This is a genomic window from Roseateles sp. PN1 (assembly GCF_038419725.1).
In the GTDB taxonomy this organism is placed as follows: Bacteria; Pseudomonadota; Gammaproteobacteria; order Burkholderiales; family Burkholderiaceae_C; genus Paucibacter_A.
In genome coordinates this window covers 67,452-84,484 of sequence record NZ_JBCARA010000005.1, presented here as the reverse complement: position 1 = coordinate 84,484, position 17,033 = coordinate 67,452, and the positions used below count along the sequence as shown (strand labels likewise).

Annotated in this window: 19 protein-coding genes; 4 read left to right on the top strand and 15 right to left on the bottom strand. The window is 64.6% G+C overall.

What is annotated here, in order from left to right; genetic code table 11:
* The first annotated feature begins 93 nt into the window (after positions 1–93).
* Positions 94–1,287 (top strand): hypothetical protein, encoded by a 1,194-nt coding sequence (locus AABB87_RS09675; protein ID WP_341971038.1) that lies wholly within the window; start codon positions 94–96, stop codon positions 1,285–1,287.
* 19 nt (positions 1,288–1,306) lie between these two features.
* Here AABB87_RS09675 and AABB87_RS09670 read toward each other — a convergent pair whose 3' ends face one another.
* Genes AABB87_RS09670 through AABB87_RS09660 form a run of 3 tightly spaced genes read right to left on the bottom strand, consistent with a single transcriptional unit; the run spans position 1,307 to position 2,701 of the window.
* Positions 1,307–1,549 carry a hypothetical protein gene (locus tag AABB87_RS09670; RefSeq protein ID WP_341971037.1) on the bottom strand — a complete coding sequence of 81 codons (243 nt, stop codon included), beginning with the start codon at positions 1,547–1,549 and terminating at the stop codon, positions 1,307–1,309.
* Positions 1,539–2,003, bottom strand: a complete 465-nt coding sequence (locus AABB87_RS09665; protein ID WP_341971036.1) for a GNAT family N-acetyltransferase — start codon at positions 2,001–2,003, stop codon at positions 1,539–1,541. The genes AABB87_RS09670 and AABB87_RS09665 overlap by 11 nt, the downstream gene beginning before the upstream one ends.
* Before the next feature lie 32 nt (positions 2,004–2,035).
* Positions 2,036–2,701, bottom strand: coding sequence for a glutathione S-transferase family protein (locus AABB87_RS09660; RefSeq protein ID WP_341971035.1), 666 nt, complete (start codon positions 2,699–2,701; stop codon positions 2,036–2,038).
* Positions 2,702–2,907: 206 nt separating this feature from the next.
* Here AABB87_RS09660 and AABB87_RS09655 point away from each other — a divergent pair, with 206 nt between their 5' ends.
* On the top strand, positions 2,908–3,495 hold the full coding sequence (locus AABB87_RS09655; RefSeq protein WP_341971034.1) for an NAD(P)H-dependent oxidoreductase: 588 nt from the start codon (positions 2,908–2,910) through the stop codon (positions 3,493–3,495).
* Between the two features lie 161 nt (positions 3,496–3,656).
* On the opposite strand, the gene AABB87_RS09650 is transcribed toward AABB87_RS09655, so the two are convergent.
* The 6 genes from AABB87_RS09650 to AABB87_RS09625 form a co-directional block, all read right to left on the bottom strand.
* Positions 3,657–4,400, bottom strand: a complete 744-nt coding sequence (locus AABB87_RS09650; protein WP_341971033.1) for a substrate-binding periplasmic protein — start codon at positions 4,398–4,400, stop codon at positions 3,657–3,659.
* A gap of 88 nt (positions 4,401–4,488) precedes the next feature.
* Positions 4,489–6,183, bottom strand: a complete 1,695-nt coding sequence (locus AABB87_RS09645; protein WP_341971032.1) for an AMP-binding protein — start codon at positions 6,181–6,183, stop codon at positions 4,489–4,491.
* A 288-nt stretch (positions 6,184–6,471) separates the two neighbouring features.
* Complete coding sequence (locus AABB87_RS09640; RefSeq protein ID WP_341971031.1) at positions 6,472–7,395, bottom strand: acyltransferase family protein; 924 nt, start codon at positions 7,393–7,395, stop codon at positions 6,472–6,474.
* Positions 7,392–8,081, bottom strand: coding sequence for a class I SAM-dependent methyltransferase (locus tag AABB87_RS09635; RefSeq protein ID WP_341971030.1), 690 nt, complete (start codon positions 8,079–8,081; stop codon positions 7,392–7,394). Before AABB87_RS09635 ends, AABB87_RS09640 begins: the two co-directional genes overlap by 4 nt.
* 192 nt (positions 8,082–8,273) lie before the next feature.
* Positions 8,274–9,635, bottom strand: coding sequence for a glutamine synthetase family protein (locus tag AABB87_RS09630; protein ID WP_341971029.1), 1,362 nt, complete (start codon positions 9,633–9,635; stop codon positions 8,274–8,276).
* 17 nt (positions 9,636–9,652) lie between these two features.
* Complete coding sequence (locus AABB87_RS09625) at positions 9,653–10,420, bottom strand: ParA family protein (RefSeq protein WP_341971028.1); 768 nt, start codon at positions 10,418–10,420, stop codon at positions 9,653–9,655.
* A 225-nt stretch (positions 10,421–10,645) separates the two neighbouring features.
* Between AABB87_RS09625 and AABB87_RS09620 the strand changes: the two genes are divergently transcribed.
* Positions 10,646–11,395, top strand: a complete 750-nt coding sequence (locus tag AABB87_RS09620; protein WP_341971027.1) for a hypothetical protein — start codon at positions 10,646–10,648, stop codon at positions 11,393–11,395.
* A gap of 37 nt (positions 11,396–11,432) precedes the next feature.
* Here the strand turns inward: AABB87_RS09620 and AABB87_RS09615 are convergent, their stop codons facing one another.
* The 5 genes from AABB87_RS09615 to modA all read right to left on the bottom strand — a co-directional run bounded on the left by AABB87_RS09615 (position 11,433) and on the right by modA (position 15,296).
* On the bottom strand, positions 11,433–12,170 hold the full coding sequence (locus AABB87_RS09615) for a hypothetical protein (protein ID WP_341971026.1): 738 nt from the start codon (positions 12,168–12,170) through the stop codon (positions 11,433–11,435).
* A 169-nt stretch (positions 12,171–12,339) separates the two neighbouring features.
* Positions 12,340–13,161, bottom strand: coding sequence for a TOBE domain-containing protein (locus AABB87_RS09610; protein WP_341971025.1), 822 nt, complete (start codon positions 13,159–13,161; stop codon positions 12,340–12,342).
* On the bottom strand, positions 13,142–13,822 hold the full coding sequence (locus tag AABB87_RS09605) for an ABC transporter ATP-binding protein (RefSeq protein ID WP_445944856.1): 681 nt from the start codon (positions 13,820–13,822) through the stop codon (positions 13,142–13,144). Before AABB87_RS09605 ends, AABB87_RS09610 begins: the two co-directional genes overlap by 20 nt.
* Positions 13,819–14,523, bottom strand: a complete 705-nt coding sequence (gene modB / locus AABB87_RS09600; protein ID WP_445944855.1) for a molybdate ABC transporter permease subunit — start codon at positions 14,521–14,523, stop codon at positions 13,819–13,821. Before modB ends, AABB87_RS09605 begins: the two co-directional genes overlap by 4 nt.
* A gap of 8 nt (positions 14,524–14,531) precedes the next feature.
* Positions 14,532–15,296, bottom strand: a complete 765-nt coding sequence (modA, locus tag AABB87_RS09595) for a molybdate ABC transporter substrate-binding protein (protein ID WP_341971024.1) — start codon at positions 15,294–15,296, stop codon at positions 14,532–14,534.
* 308 nt (positions 15,297–15,604) lie between these two features.
* Between modA and AABB87_RS09590 the strand changes: the two genes are divergently transcribed.
* Positions 15,605–16,711, top strand: a complete 1,107-nt coding sequence (locus tag AABB87_RS09590) for a calcium:proton antiporter (protein ID WP_341971023.1) — start codon at positions 15,605–15,607, stop codon at positions 16,709–16,711.
* 39 nt (positions 16,712–16,750) lie between these two features.
* Here AABB87_RS09590 and AABB87_RS09585 read toward each other — a convergent pair whose 3' ends face one another.
* Positions 16,751–16,990: a DUF2789 domain-containing protein gene (locus AABB87_RS09585; protein WP_341971022.1), complete on the bottom strand. Its 240-nt coding sequence runs from the start codon at positions 16,988–16,990 to the stop codon at positions 16,751–16,753.
* Between the last annotated feature and the right edge of the window lie 43 nt (positions 16,991–17,033).

Genomic DNA, 17,033 nt, shown 5'->3' with positions numbered 1-17,033 from the left:
CTCTACGCGTCGAGGCTGTCGGACTTGGCCCCAGCCATCAGCGCTGAGGGCCTCACACTGTTGTTGATCCCTCTCGGCGCGCGGAGACTTCGCATGGCACACCTTTTGATCGTCGAATTGCCGGGCGGCAATGATGTGGACATCATGCGTGCCGCCATCGAGCGCGGCGACACCTTCAGCTTCTTGACCGCCGACCTCGCGCATTACCAACGCCAGCCCCTGGTCAGCGCCGTGCTGGAAATGGCTCAGCGCATCATCACCCTGCCGGGCTTTGACTATGACGAGGTGCAGGGCGAGGTGCTGGCCCTGCACAAGCGCTGGCCCATCGAGGCCTTGCTCTGCCTGGTTGACAAACGCCTGCTGGACGCCGCGCGGCTGGCACAGGCCCTGGGCCTGCCGCATATCCGCCCCGAGACGGCGCGCTTGTTGCGCGACCCCGCCGCCTTGCATCACCAACTTGCAGAGCAGGGTTTGGATCAGGCCGAAGCCGCCCCGGCCACCCGCGCCGCCATGTTGTCGCACCCGCTGCAGCAACTGCAGCTACAGCGGCACGGCCAGCTGATTGGCTGCGACACCTTCAGCGTAAATGGCCGCCACCACTTGCTGGGCGTGAATGAAAAGCAGAGCTTCGCGTCGCCATATGCGCCAACAGCCTCGGTGGCGATTCGCGGCGGCTGCTTCACGCCCAATCAAGGCCAGTACGCTGAGATTGAGCGTTTTGTTTTTGCCCGGCTCGACGCCCTGGGCTTTGACTGGGGTGCTGCCCATACCGAGTTGATGCTCACTGAGGCCGGCTTGCGCTTGGTCGCCGTGAATGGGCGTCTGGTGGGCGCCAAGCTGCCGCGCCTGCTCAGCTATGCGCTGGGCTATTCGGTGCATGAGGCGCTGGTGGATGTGCATCTGGGCCAGTGGCCGGCTGCCGCCTTGGCGCAGCAGGATCAGGCTCGGCCCATGCAGGTTGCCGTGGTGCGCTGGCTGGCGGCCGCGCATGAGGGCGAGCTGCGCCGGATTGATTTGCCCGAGCAAGCCACCGCGCTATTCCCTGGCCTGCGCTGCGTGGAAATGCTCAAGCGCAGCGGCGACGCGCTGCGGCCTCCGCAAGAAAACGCCGACCGCATCGGCTATGTGATGGTGAGCGCCGCCACGCGGGTGGACGCCGAGCGGGTGGCTGAGCGCTACCTCGCCGCCAGCCGCATCGTCATGGCCGATGAGGTGCTTGATCCCTTAGCCATGGCCGGTGCGGAGCCGAGCTGGCCGAGCGCCGCCCCGGGCCGGCTGTTGCAATAGCCGCCAGCCCAGTGCGGGCTTACTTGGCAGTCGTGGGGGTCTTCTCGCGCTGGTAACGGTCGTAAGACATATTGGCGTCTTGCAAGCAGCGATCGCGCTGGGCGCTGTCCATCAGCTTCTTGCACTGATCGCGCTGGGCCTCGCGGCCGGCGGCGTACCACTCCTGGCTGCTGCAGGCGCCGAGCAAGCTCAGGCTCAGTGCGAGAGCTGTCGAGAGGCCGATCCCTCGGCCCAGCTTCTTGCAGTCTTTGTCAGTTCGCATCGATTTGCCCCCGCGCCACAGCGCCTTCCGGGTCCTCAAAAATGGCCATGGCCGTCAGCATGCGCCGAAAGCCGAACTTTTTGTAGAAGGGCTCTTTGCCGGCCACGGCGTAAAGAATGATCTTGCGGTGGCCCTGGCATTGGTCCAGCAGCTTTTGCACGACTTGCTTGCCCAGGCCCGTGCCCTGGTGGCTGGGGTGGACAGCGATGTCGCACAGATAGGCGCAATCCACCCCGTCCGACAGCGCCCGGCCCGCGCCCACCAAACCGCCCTGCGCATCGCGCACCAGCCAGCGGAAGCGGCTATTGCTGAAGGCGGTTTGTAGATCGCGGGCGTTCTTGCTGCCCAGCGGCGCGGCGCGGTACAGCGCCACCAACTCGTCCCAGTCCAGGCTGCTGATGTCATCGCTCCAAACCAGGGGCAGGGCCTGGGCAAGTGCGTTGGGCTTACTCACTGAAGCAGTCATGGGTTCAGTCATTTGTTCAATCAATCCGTGCCGAAGAAGCTGGCCGGCAGCTGCTCGGTCGCGAAAGCGCGCTGCACCGCCGGGCGGGCCAGCATGCGGCGCAGATAGGGCGCCAGATGCGGATAGGCAGCGGCGTCGCGCGCCGGGCGCTTGAAGTTGCGGGCCCAGCAGCACAGCACAAAAGCCAGGCAGTCCAGCGCGCTGTACTGCTCCCCCAGCAGCCAGGGGCCGCCGCTCTTGAGTAATTGCGTGTCCAGCTGAGCCAGCACGCCGGTGAGCCGCTCTTCGGCCAGGGCCTTCACTTCGGCGGCACCGGTGGTGTTGCCTGGGGCCACATAGCGCTGGGCGTAGTAGTAGGTCTTGAAGTCGGCCTGGAAGGTGTTGCTGAGCCAGAGCATCCACTTGTAATACTCGGCGCGCTGCGCGGTGGCCAGGGCTGGGGCCAGGCCGGCCTCGGGGTGGCAATCGGCCAGATGCAGCAAGATGGCGGCGGTTTCATACAGCACCACATCGCCGTCCACCAGCACTGGGATCAGCCCGTTGGGGTTGAGCTTGAGGTAGGCCGCCGACTTCTGCGCATTGTTGGCGCGGTCCACCAGCTTGAGCTCGAAGGGGATGCCCAACTCTTCCAAAAGGATGTGCGGGATCAGGCTGGCGTCGCTGGGGTGGTAGTGGAGTTGCAGCATGGGGTTTGGTCGCTTTCGCAGGGGCAGTGGCGGCAACTGTAGCAAGCAGGCGGGTGGGCCTTGCACGCTGAAGCTGACGGGTTGTCACGGCTTGTTGATCGGCAAGCTGGCAGCAATGCGGGCATCTCTCCGATTCATGCGCAGCATCAAACCCGAGTTTGCCTTCGCCATCGACGATATGGCTTGCTTCACCCCGGGAGACGACGATGGGCAAACGCATCCTGATCATTCAAGGGCATCCCGATGCCAGTGCGCCGCATTTTTGCCATGCGCTGGCGCAAGCCTATCGTGAGGGGGCTGAAGTGGCCGGGCATGAAGTCCAGACGGTCGACGTCGCTCAGCTGAGCTTTCCGCTCCTGCGCTCTCAACAGGAATGGGAGCATGGCGCTTTGCCCGAGTCATTGAAGGGCGCGCAACAGCGCATTGCCTGGTGCGAACACCTGGTGATGTTTTTCCCCTTGTGGATGGGTGATTTGCCGGCCTTGCTGAAAGGCTTTCTGGAGCAAGTGGCCAGGCCTGGATTCGCCTTCAAGGCGGAAGGCAACAACCCCTTGAAACACAAGGCGTTGACGGGCCGGTCTGCGCGTGTCGTCGTCACCATGGGCATGCCCGCATTGGTTTACCGCTATTACTTTCAGGCGCATAGCATCAAGTCTTTGGAGCGCAATGTGCTGGGCATGGTGGGCATTGCGCCGGTTCGCGAAACGCTGATCGGCATGATGGGCAGCTTGGACGAAGGGCAGCGGCTCAAGTCGCTCGACAAGCTGCGCAAGCTGGGTGCCGACGCTGCATGAGCGTGTGCGTATGTGTGTGCTTCTAGGCCGAGAGTCACTTCTCCAAGAGCATCGTGCCGTCAGATATCACAGCGGCCCTGGCCCGGCCTTGGCTGAGCCAAGCGTCATGGCGCAGCCTCGGCGGTATGTGTTCGGTTGATGCCGCAAATACGCAGCCGCCCCTACCAGCTGTCCACATCAAACTGCCGAGCAATGGCCGCCAGCCGGCCCGATTTTTGTAGCGCCTCCAGCCCGGTACGCAAGCGCTGCGCATGGGCGTCCGCCGCGGGGCCAGGCGCTGTCATGGCCCAACCCAGGGGTATCTCTGCAAACGAAGGCTCCAGCCAGTGGATTTGGGTTTTGGTGTTTGCCAGCTGCGTGCGCAAAAGGTGCATGCCGACGGCGCGCTCCAGGGCCACCAAATCCAGGCGAGAGCGGCTGAGCATGCGCAGATTGACGAGGTCATCGGTATGCGGGTGCAGATTGAGGCCGGCGCCCAGAAACTCGGCGGGGTAGCCATAGCCACGGCCGGTGCCGATCTTGCGCTGGCCGATGGCGCGCCAGGAGGACACGTCAATCGCCGTGTCGGCGCGGCCGAAGAAGCCCAGCCGGCTGCGGAACACGGGCATGAAGTGGTGCAAGCCCATGGTGTCGATCTCCGGCGGCCACAGCACCAGCACGCCGTCGAATTTGCGGAACTCCACATTCACCCGCGACCAGGGCTGGTAGCTCACCTCCACCTTGTAGCCGGCGGGCTCTAGGGCTTCCCGCAAAGCAATCACCATGGCCCCACCGCTGCTCATGTGGGCGCTGGTGTAGGGCGGGTACTCCGTGGCGACGAAGCGCAAAGTGGCGCCTTGCCCCCAGGCCAGCACCGTCATCAGCTGCAGCGCCATGGCGACGCAGATCGGATAGAGCCTTTTCATACGGCTCGTTCTACACCCAATCCATGCCGGCGTGGCCAGTGGGGTGATCTTTGCACCCGCACCACAGTGCCCAGCGCTCGCTCCGCACTCAGGCCCACTGCACCTTGCTCGCATCGGCATACCAGTCCGCCAGGCGGTCGGCTACCAGGGCCTCGATCCGGGCGCGCTTGACCTTCATGGTGGGCGTGAGGCAGCCGTTCTCGATGCTCCAGGGCTGGGGCAACACCACCAGCATGCGCAGGCGTGAATAGTCAGGCAGGGCTGCGTTGACTTGCTCCAGATGCTGGCTCAACTGGCGGGCTAGCTCGGCACGCTGCTGGGGGTCGGTTTGCTGCGGGCGCAGGGCTTCGTTCAGCACCACCAGGCCATAGGCTGCGGGTTGGCCCACGCCCGAGACCAAGCTCACTTCGATGCAGGGGTGGGCGTGCAGCAGGTTCTCCACCGGCGCGGGCGCCACATACTTGCCCTTGGCAGTTTTGAACAATTCTTTGACCCGGCCGGTCAGCTTGAGCCGGCCTTGGGCGTCGTACTCGCCCTTGTCCCCGGTGTGGAAAAAGCCGTCGGCGGTGAAGACTTCAGTATCCAAGTCCGGCCGCTTGTAATAGCCCAGCAACTGCCCCGGCGACTTGACCAGAATCTCACCCTCTTCGCTGATGCGTGTCTGCACCCCAGGCATGGGCTGGCCCACTCGGCCCGGCGCGCTCAGGCCCGGCGGGCTGCAGTGCGAGTAGCCGAAGTCTTCGGTCATGCCATAGCCTTCCAGCAGGTTCAGCCCCAGACGCCGGTACCAGGCGATCAGCTCGGGCGGGATGGGCGCCGAAGTGCTCATCGCCAGCCGCACTTCGTCCAGCCCCAGGCCGCGCAGCACCTTGCGCCGCACCATGCCGCCCAGCAAGGGCAGGCGCAACAGCCGCTCCAGCCGCGCCGGCGCCATCTTGCTGAACACGCCTTGCTGGAACTTCAGCCACAGCCGCGGCACCGAGCAAAAAATGGTGGGCCGAGCACGCCGCAGGTCTTGCACAAAAGTGTCCAGCGACTCGGCAAAGAAGATGTGGAAGCCGCCGTCTTGCAGCGAGTTGCATTCGATCACCGAGCGTTCATACGCATGCGCCAGCGGCAGATAGGACAGCACGCGCAGCGGCACGCCCGGCGGCATGATGAGCTTGATGAACGCCATGCTGCTTTCCGCCACCCGCGTGATGCGCTCGAAGCTGTGCATCACGCCCTTGGCCTGGCCGGTGGAGCCGGAGGTGTAAATCAGCATGGCCATCTCAGCCGGCCGCCTCGCCGGTTGGCCGGCCAGGGGCTTGGTGGCCTGGGTGATGCTGTCCCAGCCTGGCATCTCGCTGGTGGCCGAGTCAGGCGCCAGCGGCAAGGCGATGCAGGGCAGGCCGGCGGGCACACCGGCGCGCTGCGTGTCCCAGAGATCCAGCTTGCCCACAAACAAGAGGCTGGCCTCGCTGTGCTCCAGCACATAACGCACGGTGTCCGCGGTTTCGGTCGGGAAGATCGCCACCGTGCAGCCCCCCGCCATCCAGATCGCCAGCTCCGCCATGATGAAGTGCGCGCAGTTCTTCGACAGGATGGCAATCCGCGCCCCCGGCGGCAAGCCTAAGCTCTGCAAATGCGCCGCCATGCGGCGAGCTTGGTCCAACGTGCTCGCCCAGCTGAAGTCCTGCACCTGCCCGCCGCCCAGCGGCTGGCTCAGGTAAATCTGCTCCGGCTGCTGCGCCTCATGCGCATAGACATAGTCAAGCAAGAGCTGCGGCTTGGATGCGGCCATGGCACTGTCACTCCGTGGGAGCTGGGGTGCCGGATTATGAGGAGGTGGGGCGGGGTTGCGGTGTACAGGTTTTCGCCAAGGGGGTTGGTAGCGATGAGTGCGGAAGAGGCGCCCCTGGAGCGGTTACGCGGTGCTCACTTTTGGGGTGCCATGCGCAAACGCTGCCCTTCTCTCTTTCATGGCTGTTAGCCGGAGAGGATTGACGATTTGATAACTGAAACATGGCATGTGCCAGGCCTATTGCAGTCTGTCCTCGTGTTGGTTTTTGGCGCCTGGAATTCTGAGGCCTTAGCCGGAGCCCTGGATACGCGCCTCGCCGAGGAATAGTTGCCGCGTCAATGCTGTGCGTGCCAGCAACTGATGCAAAGCAAATGGAACGGTAAGCGCGATCCCGAACAGGAGTGTTTCGTTGTTGGTCCAGTGCAGGCCGTCACGAATCCCCCGGAAAACCGCCTGGTGGAGGAACATGATCGTCATGGATGCCCCGCCGAGTGCTTGCAGTGGGCGGCTCAATGGCGATTGAATGCGGCTGACTTGGCAGACGAGGTAAACCGCAGTTACCGAAAAGGTAAGGGTCAATATCGGCAGGCCGTATTGCCCGGCTTTGAGGTCGAGCGGCGGTAACAGGCCAGTAGCGCAAAACACTAACCCAATGACGCCTACAGCCGACACTACGCCATTGCTGGGATCATGTCCTTTGCAGCGGGTGCCGAGCCAAAACACTGGCAACGTGAACAGCATCACATCAAGGGCCCATGGAACGCTTAGGCCCGGAGGGATCAGGGCCGCCACTGCAATGCAGGCCGCGACCAACGCTGCTTGCGCATTGATGCTAAGACGCGGGAACAGATAGTTGGCCAATTGCTGAGTCAGAAACAGGACTGGAATGAACCAAAACGTCCCAAACGTTCCTGTAAGCAAGCGCCCGCCAAAGATCATCTTTCGCACGTGGTTCAAGTCGCCCGCCAGGAGTTGCGGCAGCGACAGCACGAGCAAAAAGGCAAGGTATGGCACCAGCAAATGCTTCGCCTTTTTCACCGCGAAAGCTAGGCTCGGCCGCGGCGAGAACAGGTAGCCGCTCAGGAAGAAGAACAAGGGCATGTGCCAGAGGTAAATCAGATCGGCAACTTGCCGATTGCTGAACACATGGCCGGCAACGACCGCAATGATGCCTATGCCTTTGGCTGTGTCCAGCCAAGCAAGTCGACTCATTGGACTCGTTTGGCGAAGAAAAAGAAGTCTGCCGTCGAACCGCTGCCGTCCTCTTCCCGGAAGGGATATCGGTTCGCAATATGCCGCTCAAGTGCCCACTCAGGGTAGCGTTGCTGGATCGTGCGTAGAAACTCACGATGGCGGACATGTGGGGCCTGAGCAGTTGCAGGCCGCTCAAAGTTCGAGGAGTAGATGATCACATGCCGCTGGGCGGCGCTGAAAAGTCGTTCGAGGTAGGCGTCGTAAACACCATCCTCGACCAAGTGGTAGATCACGTCCAGCGATAGCGCCAAGTCGGCATGCTCGCCGACATAGTCACCCAATGCCATGAAACGCTTGCTCGCATCCCCCGCGAAGCGCTCGCGACAAAGGCCTACGGCTGTTGCACTGATATCGATGCCCGTGTAGGCGGGGTAGTTCGCCAAGGTCAGTTGGTTGCCGTCACCGCAGCCGAACTCGATCACCGAAGCACTACCGAATTCCTCAACGGCTGCGTTCAGGATCTCGGCCTTGAACTCGGCCAGCTTGCCGTAGGAGCCATCACCAGAATTGCCGCCACGGGTGTAGCGTTGCTGCCAATAGTCGCCGGTGTTGGCAAAGCTCGGTTGTTCGCGGGGCATTAACCAGCGATACATGGACTGGGCAATTGGTCCGACGACCGGGATTCGCTTGACGAATGCGCGCATGCTGTGCCTCCGCGTAAAACTAAACTTTTAGCACCTTTGCATGACGATCTCGCAAGGGAATTCCATAGGCCGGCGCACAGTGAGCACCCGGCCGTCGCCGAGAGACCGGCTCAGTTCCCTAAAGCCAATTCGCCAAAGCCAGCCTCCTCCCGAAGCCAAGCGCCCGCCATCCCGGCGGTCGCCCAGCCTCGCCTAAACCTGCGGCAACAAGAACCGCCTCTCCCAGGCGCTGATCTCGTTCTGGAAGCTCTCGAACTCCAGGCCTTTGACCGACAGATAGCCTTGCACAAACTCCGCCCCCAGCAGGCGGGCGGCGCCTTCGCTCAGGGCCATGGCTTGGTGGGCGTGGATGAAGCTGCGGGGCAGGTCGTGGGCGTGGTCGTAGGCGTTGCCGACCAGGGGTTCGGTGGGGCGCAGGCCTTCTTGCATGCCGGTCAGGCCGGCGGCGAGTGAGGCGGCGATGGCCAGATAAGGGTTGGCGTCGGCGCCAGCGATGCGGTTTTCTACTCGGCGGGCGGCCGGGCCGCTGCCGGGGATGCGCAGGCCGGCGGTGCGGTTGTCGTGGCCCCAGTGCAGGTTGACCGGGGCTTGGCTGCCACTCACATAGCGCCGGTAGGAGTTGATGAAGGGCGCGTAGATCAGCATCAGCTCAGGTGTGTAGCGCTGCAGCCCGGCGATGAACTGGAAGAAAGCTGGGGTGGCGCTGCCGTCCGGCGCGGAGAAGATGTTGTTGCCGCCGGCGTCGACGATGCTCTGGTGCAGATGCATGGAACTGCCGGCCTCACCGCTGATGGGCTTGGCCATGAACACCGCGTTGAGGCCGTGTTTGAGCGCCACTTCCTTGGCCGCGTACTTGAACAAAAAGGCTTGGTCGGCCACGGTGACGGGGTCGTCGTGCAGCAGATTGATTTCGTACTGGGTGCGGCCCACTTCGTGGATCCAGGTGTCGGCGGCAATGCCCAGGGTGTCGATGGCGGCGTGGAATTCGTCCCAGAAGGGCGCCAGCTCATTGAGCATATTGAGGCTGAATGCCGAGTGGCCGGCCTCGGCCCGGCCGCTGCGGCCGATCGGGGCGCTCAAGGGCTGGGCGGGGTCGTGATTGGCGGCGCAGAGATAAAACTCGATCTCGGGTGCCACCACCGGTTGCAGGCCCAGCGCGTGGTAGCGCGCCAGCACGTGCTTGAGCAGGCTGCGCGGCGCCAGCGGCGAGAGCTGGCCGCTCCAGGGGCCGCTGAGCTCCAGGCAATCGTGAATGGCCATATACCGCGGCCGGCTCGCCCAGGGCACGGGCCTGAGGGTGCTCAGGTCGGGCAGCAGGCGCACATCGGGGTCGGCGTCAGGGAAGATCGGGTCGTAGGAATACTCGCCGGTCACGCATTGCATGGCAATGGCTTGGGCAATGCGCAACTCATGGCCGCGTGCAAAGCTGGCTGCGGGCATGAGCTTGCCGCGCGGATAGCCGGACACATCCGGGAAGATGCATTCCACATCGCGCACGCCTTCGAGTTGAAAGCGGGCGGCCAGTTGTTCCGAAACGGCTTGCGCCTGGGTCATGGTGTGGACTCTTGAAGTTATGGCAGCGATTCAAACAGCGCCATGTACTCCTGCGTGAGCTTGTGGCGCGGATCCAGATGGATCATAGGCCGAGCCAGCTCGTGCGATTCCTTGATCTTGACGCTGGCGCTGAGGTAGGGCTGCAGCACCGGCAGGCCTTCGTCGATCAGCTCTTGCACCGTGCGCTGCGGCAGGCTGGCGCGCGGCTGGAACTGGTTCACCACAATGCCTTCCACGGCGAGTTCGCGGTTGTGGTCGGCCTGGATTTCTTTCACGCTGTCCAACAAGCCGTAGAGGGCGCGGCGCGAGAAATCGTCGCAGTCAAAAGGGATCAGGCAACTGTCCGCCGCGATCAGGGCGGAGCGGGTGTAGAAGTTCAGCGCCGGCGGCGTGTCGATCCAGATCTGGTCGTAGTCTTCGCTCAAGCCTTGCAAGGCCTCGCGCAGCTTGTAGATCTTGTAGCGGCTTTCCAGCTTGCTGTGCAGCTCTTCCAGCTTGGGGCTGGAGCGCATGACATGCAGGTTCTCCCAGGGGCTGGCGCTGATGAAATCGGCCATCTTGGGCGGCCGCACGCTGAAGCTCAGGGTGGATTCGAAGAACTCCGCCGCGCCTCGCTGGCCGGCCTCATCGGCGGCTTCACCCAGCAGATAGCGGGTGGAGTTGCCCTGCGCGTCCAGGTCCACCACCAAGGTGCGCAAGCCCTGCTGCGCCGCGATGGCCGCGAGGTTGCTGGTGATGGTGGATTTACCCACGCCGCCCTTTTGATTGAACACAACACGTCGCATGCCTGACCCTTTGCTGAAGCTGATGGCAGAGCGAGTATTGTGCACTGCAGCAATTGCAGAACTGCGTGGCTAGATCTAGGTGTCTACACGGCTGTGGCGGGCGGTCGCGCCAGCGGTGCTGTCACGGGCGGCATATGACAATGCGGTACTTTTCCCGGCACGGTCCACCGCCAGCGCCAACGAGCCGTTAGCAGCTCACCTTCACCGCCAGCTTGAGCGCCACTAATGCAGCACCATTCCCCCATTGACAAGCCCGCGCCAATCACGGCCTCGCGCTACACGGCTGCTGGCGCCGCTGCGCTCTTGAGCCTGCTGCTGAGTGGGTGTGCGTTCCCCACCGCCCGCATGACCCCGCCGCCAGACATTGCGCCCAACGCCGATGTGCTGGAGGTGGCCAATCGCAGCAGCTTTATCGGCGCGCTGGTGGATGAGTCTTTCGACGTCGGCCCCTACCGGGTAACCGAGGTCAAACGCGGTTGGGACTCGAGCAGCAGCACCACGCTGGGCAATGTCACGGTGCAGAAGAGCAGCTCAGGATTCCGCTTTGAGTTCAACGGCACGGCCGATCACTGGCAGGGCCGCTGCGACTACCGCGCGCAGCAGCGCCTCGTGCAGATCGGCAATGTCGGCAATCTGGAAGATGACCGGGGCAATTTGCGCTGCAGCTGCCGCAGCGACAACAAGGAGCGCGAAGTCAGTTTCGATCTGGACGATGAATGGCGCCCCTTGCGTGGTGCCTTGCTGATCGACGCCAGCCGCTACGAAGTGCAGCAGTACAGCTTTGGCCGGCATCGCGGCGGACTCAAGTCACCGGCCTCGGGCTACCGGGTCGAACGTGAAGGCAGCGGCACCGGTGTGGCCGCCGTCGAGGTGCAGCACCCTGGGCGCATCTGGCTGCAGCGCAGCCTGCCGGCCGAGCAGCGCGAGCCTATGGCCTGCCTGATGTCGGCCTTGATGATTTACGGCTCGCAGTAAGTTCATCAATCGATCAGCTTGCGCGCCGCTTGGGCCGTCAGCGTCCTGCGGGGCCTTTGCCCTTGTCCGCGCCATTAGCGGCCCGGCAACGCTGAATGTCGCAAGCGGTGGGCAGCTGGGCGCGGTATTCGGTGACGGTTTTGAGCTGGCTGGGGTCGCGGGCCAGGCAGTGCTGGCCCTTGCCGTCGTCGTAGTACGAGGTCACATCGACGCAGCGGCGTGAATGCGCCATCAGGCCGTAGAGGTGGCCCATCTCATGCGAGATGGTCATCTGCAGGGTTTCGCCCGCAGGGTGCCTGGGGTTGCGGCGCTTCAGCAGCTCAAAGCCCGCCGGGCTCAGGGCCAGGCGGCGCTGGGTCAGATTGGCCAGGGCGAAGCTGCCGCGGGTTTCGGCATCGCTCCACAGCACCAGCACATTGCCGGGGTTGGCTGCCATCAGTGCGGGCGTCATCTCGCCGCGCACCACCAGCCCCGGCACACCGCAGGCCGACCAGGCCTCGGCCGCCCGCTCGAGCGCGGTCAGCACCGCGCGCTCGTTGAACTGAGGCGCTGCGCCGCGATGGTCGTAAACAAACACCAGCTTGGTCGCCACGGCCGCACGGTCTTTGCCGTCACCCCAGGTGCTGATTTCTCCGGGCCTGCATTCAGCCATTTCCTGTTCGCGCACGCTGGGCTGAGCTTCGGCCAGGGCTGGTGTCAACAGGGCCGCCGAGATCACCGCGGCATGTAAGACGCGCTTTGCAGGCCTAAAGCTGCTGACAAATTTGGGCGGCATGTTGGACGGGGGGTGGCAATGGTGTTGCGGAGGATGATGCGCGCGCGTCACCGGAAGCGCTAATGGAAGCGCCAAGTATCTGCAGGAACCGGGCAGCGCGATGCTGGCATATGCCGTGGTTTTGCTGGCCTCTATCGCCAGGCTGAGCTGGCATGCCGCCCTGGGGCAATCAGGCGGCCACGCCGATGATCACGCTGGAGGCTTTGAACAGTGCAGTCGCCGCCATGCCGGGGCACAGGCCCAGGCTGTCGGCGCTGGTTTGGGTGACGATGGCGGCCACGGTGCCCCCGCCGGCAAGTTCCAGCACCACCTCGCAATTGACGGCGCCGGGCTGCAGGCGCAAGACCTGACCCTTCAGCTGGTTGCGAGCTGACAACTTCACGTCTTGCTCGCCGGTCATCAGGATGATGCTGGAGGCCTTCACCAGCGCGAAGGCCTTGGCGCCCAGCGTCAGCCCCAGCTCAAGCCGGCTCTCGCGGGTGACGCTGGCCACGATCTGCTGGCCGCCGATGATGCTCAGCGTGATCTCGTCATTCACCGCGCCGGGGCGCATCTCGCTGACCGTCCCGGCAAACTGGTTTCTGGCGCTGGTTTTCATGGCAATGCTGCCCATCAGGGCGTAGTCGGCGTGCAAGCCTTGGGCTTGGGTGTTGAGGCGCGCGATGAAGCGGGCGTGTTCTTGCTGGATCAACGCGTAGTTGGCCACCAGGGCCTCGCCCCGTGGCGTCAGGCGGCTAAAACCCCCGCCTTTGCCGCCGGCCAGGCGCTCCAGCAGCGGCTCACCCGCCAGATTGCTCATCAGCTCAATCGCGTTCCAGGCACCCTTGTAGCTATAGCCCACCGCCTTGGCCGCCTGGGTGAGTGAGCCCAGCGCCGCGATCTGCGCCAGCAAGGCCAGCTGGCGGCTGCCGCCCAGGTCTTGGCCTTGCAGGCGCAAACGCAGTTCGGCGGCCAGCTGGAGCTGGGGGTCTTCAGTCGTGCTCGGGCTCATCGGGGTTCCTGACGATGCGGCCGCCGCGCAGCAGCAATTGGGTGTCGCCGAACAAGGCCAAGTCGTCCGGGTCGTGGGTGATCATCAGCAGCGGAATCTGCAGTTCGGCCAGCAGGGCTTGCAAGCTCTCGCGCAGACGGCCGCGCAACTCGGGGTCCAGGGCCGAAAAAGGTTCGTCCAGCAGCAGGGCGCGCGGCTGGGTGATCAGGGCGCGCGCCAAGGCCGTGCGCTGGCGCTGGCCGCCCGAGAGTTGATGCGGCAGCTGCTGGGCCAGCGGGCTCAGCTCCAGGCGCTCCAGCCAATGCTGAACGGCGGTTAGGGCGGCGGCCTTGCGGGCGCTGGGGTTGAACCAGCCGCGCTGCAGGCCGAAGGCAATGTTCTGCGCCACGGTGAGCTGGGGGAAGAGCGCGTAATCCTGGAACAGATAGGCAAAGCCGCGCTCGCGTGCCGGCACCTCGGCTTCGCCCGCCGCGAACAGGGTTTGGCCTTGGAAGGCGATGCGCCCGCTGTCGGGCCGAAGCAGGCCGGCGATGGCCTGCAGCGTCAGGCTCTTCCCCGCGCCGGAGGGACCGTAGATGACGGTGTTGCGCGCCTGGCTGTGGAAGCTGACATCGAGGCTGAACTTGGCGCTGATGCGCTTGCTGATGTGGACTTCGATCACGCCTCGGCCCTCCGCGTGGCCGGCGCCAAACGACCGGCGGCTAGCAGCACCGCCACGCAGGTGATGGAGATGATGATCACCAAGCTGTTGGCCAGCTCATCCTGCCCGCTTTGCACCGCCTCGTAGACGGCGATGGACAGGGTTTGCGTGCGCCCGGGGATGCTGCCCGCCACCATCAGCGTGGCGCCGAACTCACCCAGCGCTCGCGCGAAGGCCAGCAGCAGCCCGGCCAGAATGCCGCGCCAGGCCAGCGGCAGGCTAACGCGGAAGAACAGCGCCGCCTCGCTCAAGCCCAGCACGCGGGCGGCCTGGGCCAGTTGTGGGTCGAGGTTTTCAAACGCAGCGCGGGCCGACTTCATCACCAGTGGGAAGGACACCAGGGTTGCGGCAATCACCGCGCCTTGCCAGCTGAAGATCAGGGTGATGCCGAAATGCTCGAACAACCAGGCACCCAACGGCCCGCGCTTGCCGATCAGCACCAGCAGGTAGTAGCCCAGCACCGTGGGCGGCAAGACCATGGGCAGGGTCAGCAGAGCATCGAGCAGCTCGCGGCCGGGAAACACCCGCAGCCGCGCCAGCGCGAAGCCGGCCGCCGTGCCCAGCAGCAAATTCAGCCCAGTGGCCCACAAGGCCACCTTGAGCGAAAGCGCCAGTGCGGGCCAGCTGGCCTGCAAGGCTGAGAACAACGCTGAGTCACCCATCTCTGCCTTCAGGGCGCCAGAAAACCGTGGCGAGCCAGCACGGCCTGGGCGCCGGGGCTCTGCAGATAGCTGAGGAACTGCCCGGCGAGCTTGGCGTTAGCGCTGCCGCTCACGATGGCGGCGGGGTAAAGAATCGGCTCGGCCGTGGGGATGCTGAAGGCGGTCTTGACCTTGTCAGCGGCCTGGGCGGCGTCGGTGGCGTAGACGATGCCGGCCTCGGCCTCACGGCGCGCCACATAGTCCAGCGCCTGGCGCACGTTCTGGGCGTAAACCGCCTTGGGGGCGAGGGCGGTCCACAGGCCGGCTGCCTCCAGCGCGCTCTTGGCATAACGGCCGGCTGGCACGCCCTCGGGGCGGCCCAGCGCCAGGAGGCTGAAGGCGGGGGTTTGCAAGTCGGCGAGGGACTTCGGCGGCGTCACGCCCGCCGCGCTGATCAGCACCAGCTGATTGCGGGTGAAGTTGCGCCGGCTGCCCGGGGCCAGCAAGCCCTGCGCTTGCGCCCGGTCCATGCTGATCTGGTCGGCCGCGGCGAACACATCCACCGGCGCGCCCTTGGCGATTTGGGCCAGCAAGGCGTCAGAGGCGGCGAAGTTGAACAGCAGCTTGCTGCCCGGCTGCTGCTCTTCAAAACCCGGCGCCAGCTCCTTGAAGGCATTGCTGAGGCTGGAGGCTGCCGAGACGGTCAACTCGCCGGCCTGAGCCGCAGGCGCCAAGCCGGCCAGGCTGCTCAGCAGCAAAAAGGAAAGGCGGGTCAGGGCGTTGCGCAGCAACATGGCTTGGCGGTGAGAAGCTGTTGAGGCTCGAAATATAACTGACTACATAACGAAAGACCGCGCCACGTTGGGCGCCGTGTTGGCCTGTGCGCTGTGGGCGGCGTCTGCTCCCCGCCGCGCTGCTCGTCGTACCGCCAAACTCGGCGGTTATATTGATGGGCCTACCCCGCGCGATGAGGGGCGGGTAGTCGCCGGCCACAAGCCGGACGCCACATCAGCCCCAAGGTCTGCGCAGAAGTCAGGGGCCAAGCGGGCGGCCAGCCCAGCCGGCCGCTCGTTCAATTTCAGAAGTTCAAGGACAGTCATCAATGCCACAAGCCCATGCCCCGCAGCCACTCTGGACCATTGCCGCCCCCGTGATCGGCTGGCTTTTGCTGGGTGGTCAGGCCATGGGTCTGGGCCAAAGCCTGGGCATGATTTACCAGGGCTTGATGATCGCCGGCCTGCTGGGCGGCGTGCTGGCCGCCGTGCATCACGCGGAGGTGGTGGCGCATCGGGTGGGCGAGCCGCTGGGCAGCCTGATTCTGGCGGGTGCCATCACGGCCATCGAGGTGGCGCTGATCGTCACGCTGATGCTGGCCGGCGGCGAATCGGCCACCACGCTGGCACGCGACACGGTGTTCGCCACGGTAATGATCATCCTCAACGGCATCGTCGGCATCTGCTTGCTGGTGGGCGGGCACCGGCATCTGGAGCAGCGCTTCGAGATCAAGGGCGTCAACGCGGCGCTGAGTACCTTGGCCGCCATCGTGGTGTTGACCATGGTTTTGCCGGTGTTCACCAGCAGCGTGCCCGGCCCGGTTTACAGCAATAGCCAGCTGGGCTTCATCGCGGTGATTTGCCTGCTGCTGTATGCGGCGTTTCTGTTCATCCAGACGATTCGCCACCGCGATTACTTTTTGCCCTCGCCCGAGGATGCCGCCGTGGCGGGCGACGACGCCCACGTGGCCCCGCCCAGCACGCGCGCCGCGTGGATCAGCGCCGGCTTGTTGGTGCTGGGCCTGGCGGCCGTGGTTTTGCTGGCCAAGTCGATCTCGCCCTTGATTGAGGCTGGCGTTGCGGCCATCGGCGCGCCGGCCACCTTGGTGGGCGTGATCATTGCGGCCATCGTTTTGCTGCCCGAAGGCTTGGCCGCCTTGGGTGCCGCCAAGGCCAATCTCTTGCAGACCAGCCTCAACCTGGCCCTGGGCTCGGCCCTGGCCAGCATTGGCCTGACCATTCCGGTCGTCGCCTTGGTGGCGATTGCCAATGGCTGGCAACTCACCCTGGGCCTGGACCCCGCCTCCATCGTGCTGGTGATGTTGTCGCTGCTGGTGGCCACGCTGTCACTGGGCACCGGCCGCACCACGGTGCTGCAAGGCGTGGTGCACCTGGCGATCTTTGCGACCTATTTGTTCATGACCGTGTTCCCCTGAGCAGGCTTGCTGCTGCTCCCGAGGCGGCCTGTTCCGGGCTCAACCGTTGTAGCGCAGCGAGGCATCCAACTGGTCAACCAACTCAGCCCAGTCGGCGTCGTCGCAGCGCTGCTGGCGCAGCATCTCGGCCTGCGCCGGGCTCCAGAAGGGGGCATCGGCCAAGCGGACTTCCGGCGCCAGCGGCGCGTGCAAGGTCAGGAAGTCATAAATGCTGAGCGGGTCATGGGGCAGGCCCAGTTGCGCAAACAGCTCGTGAAAACGGTGGTGTGCTTTGTCCATGATGGGTGTCGAGCTCCGGGTTCGGAAAAAGGCTTCGAGACCC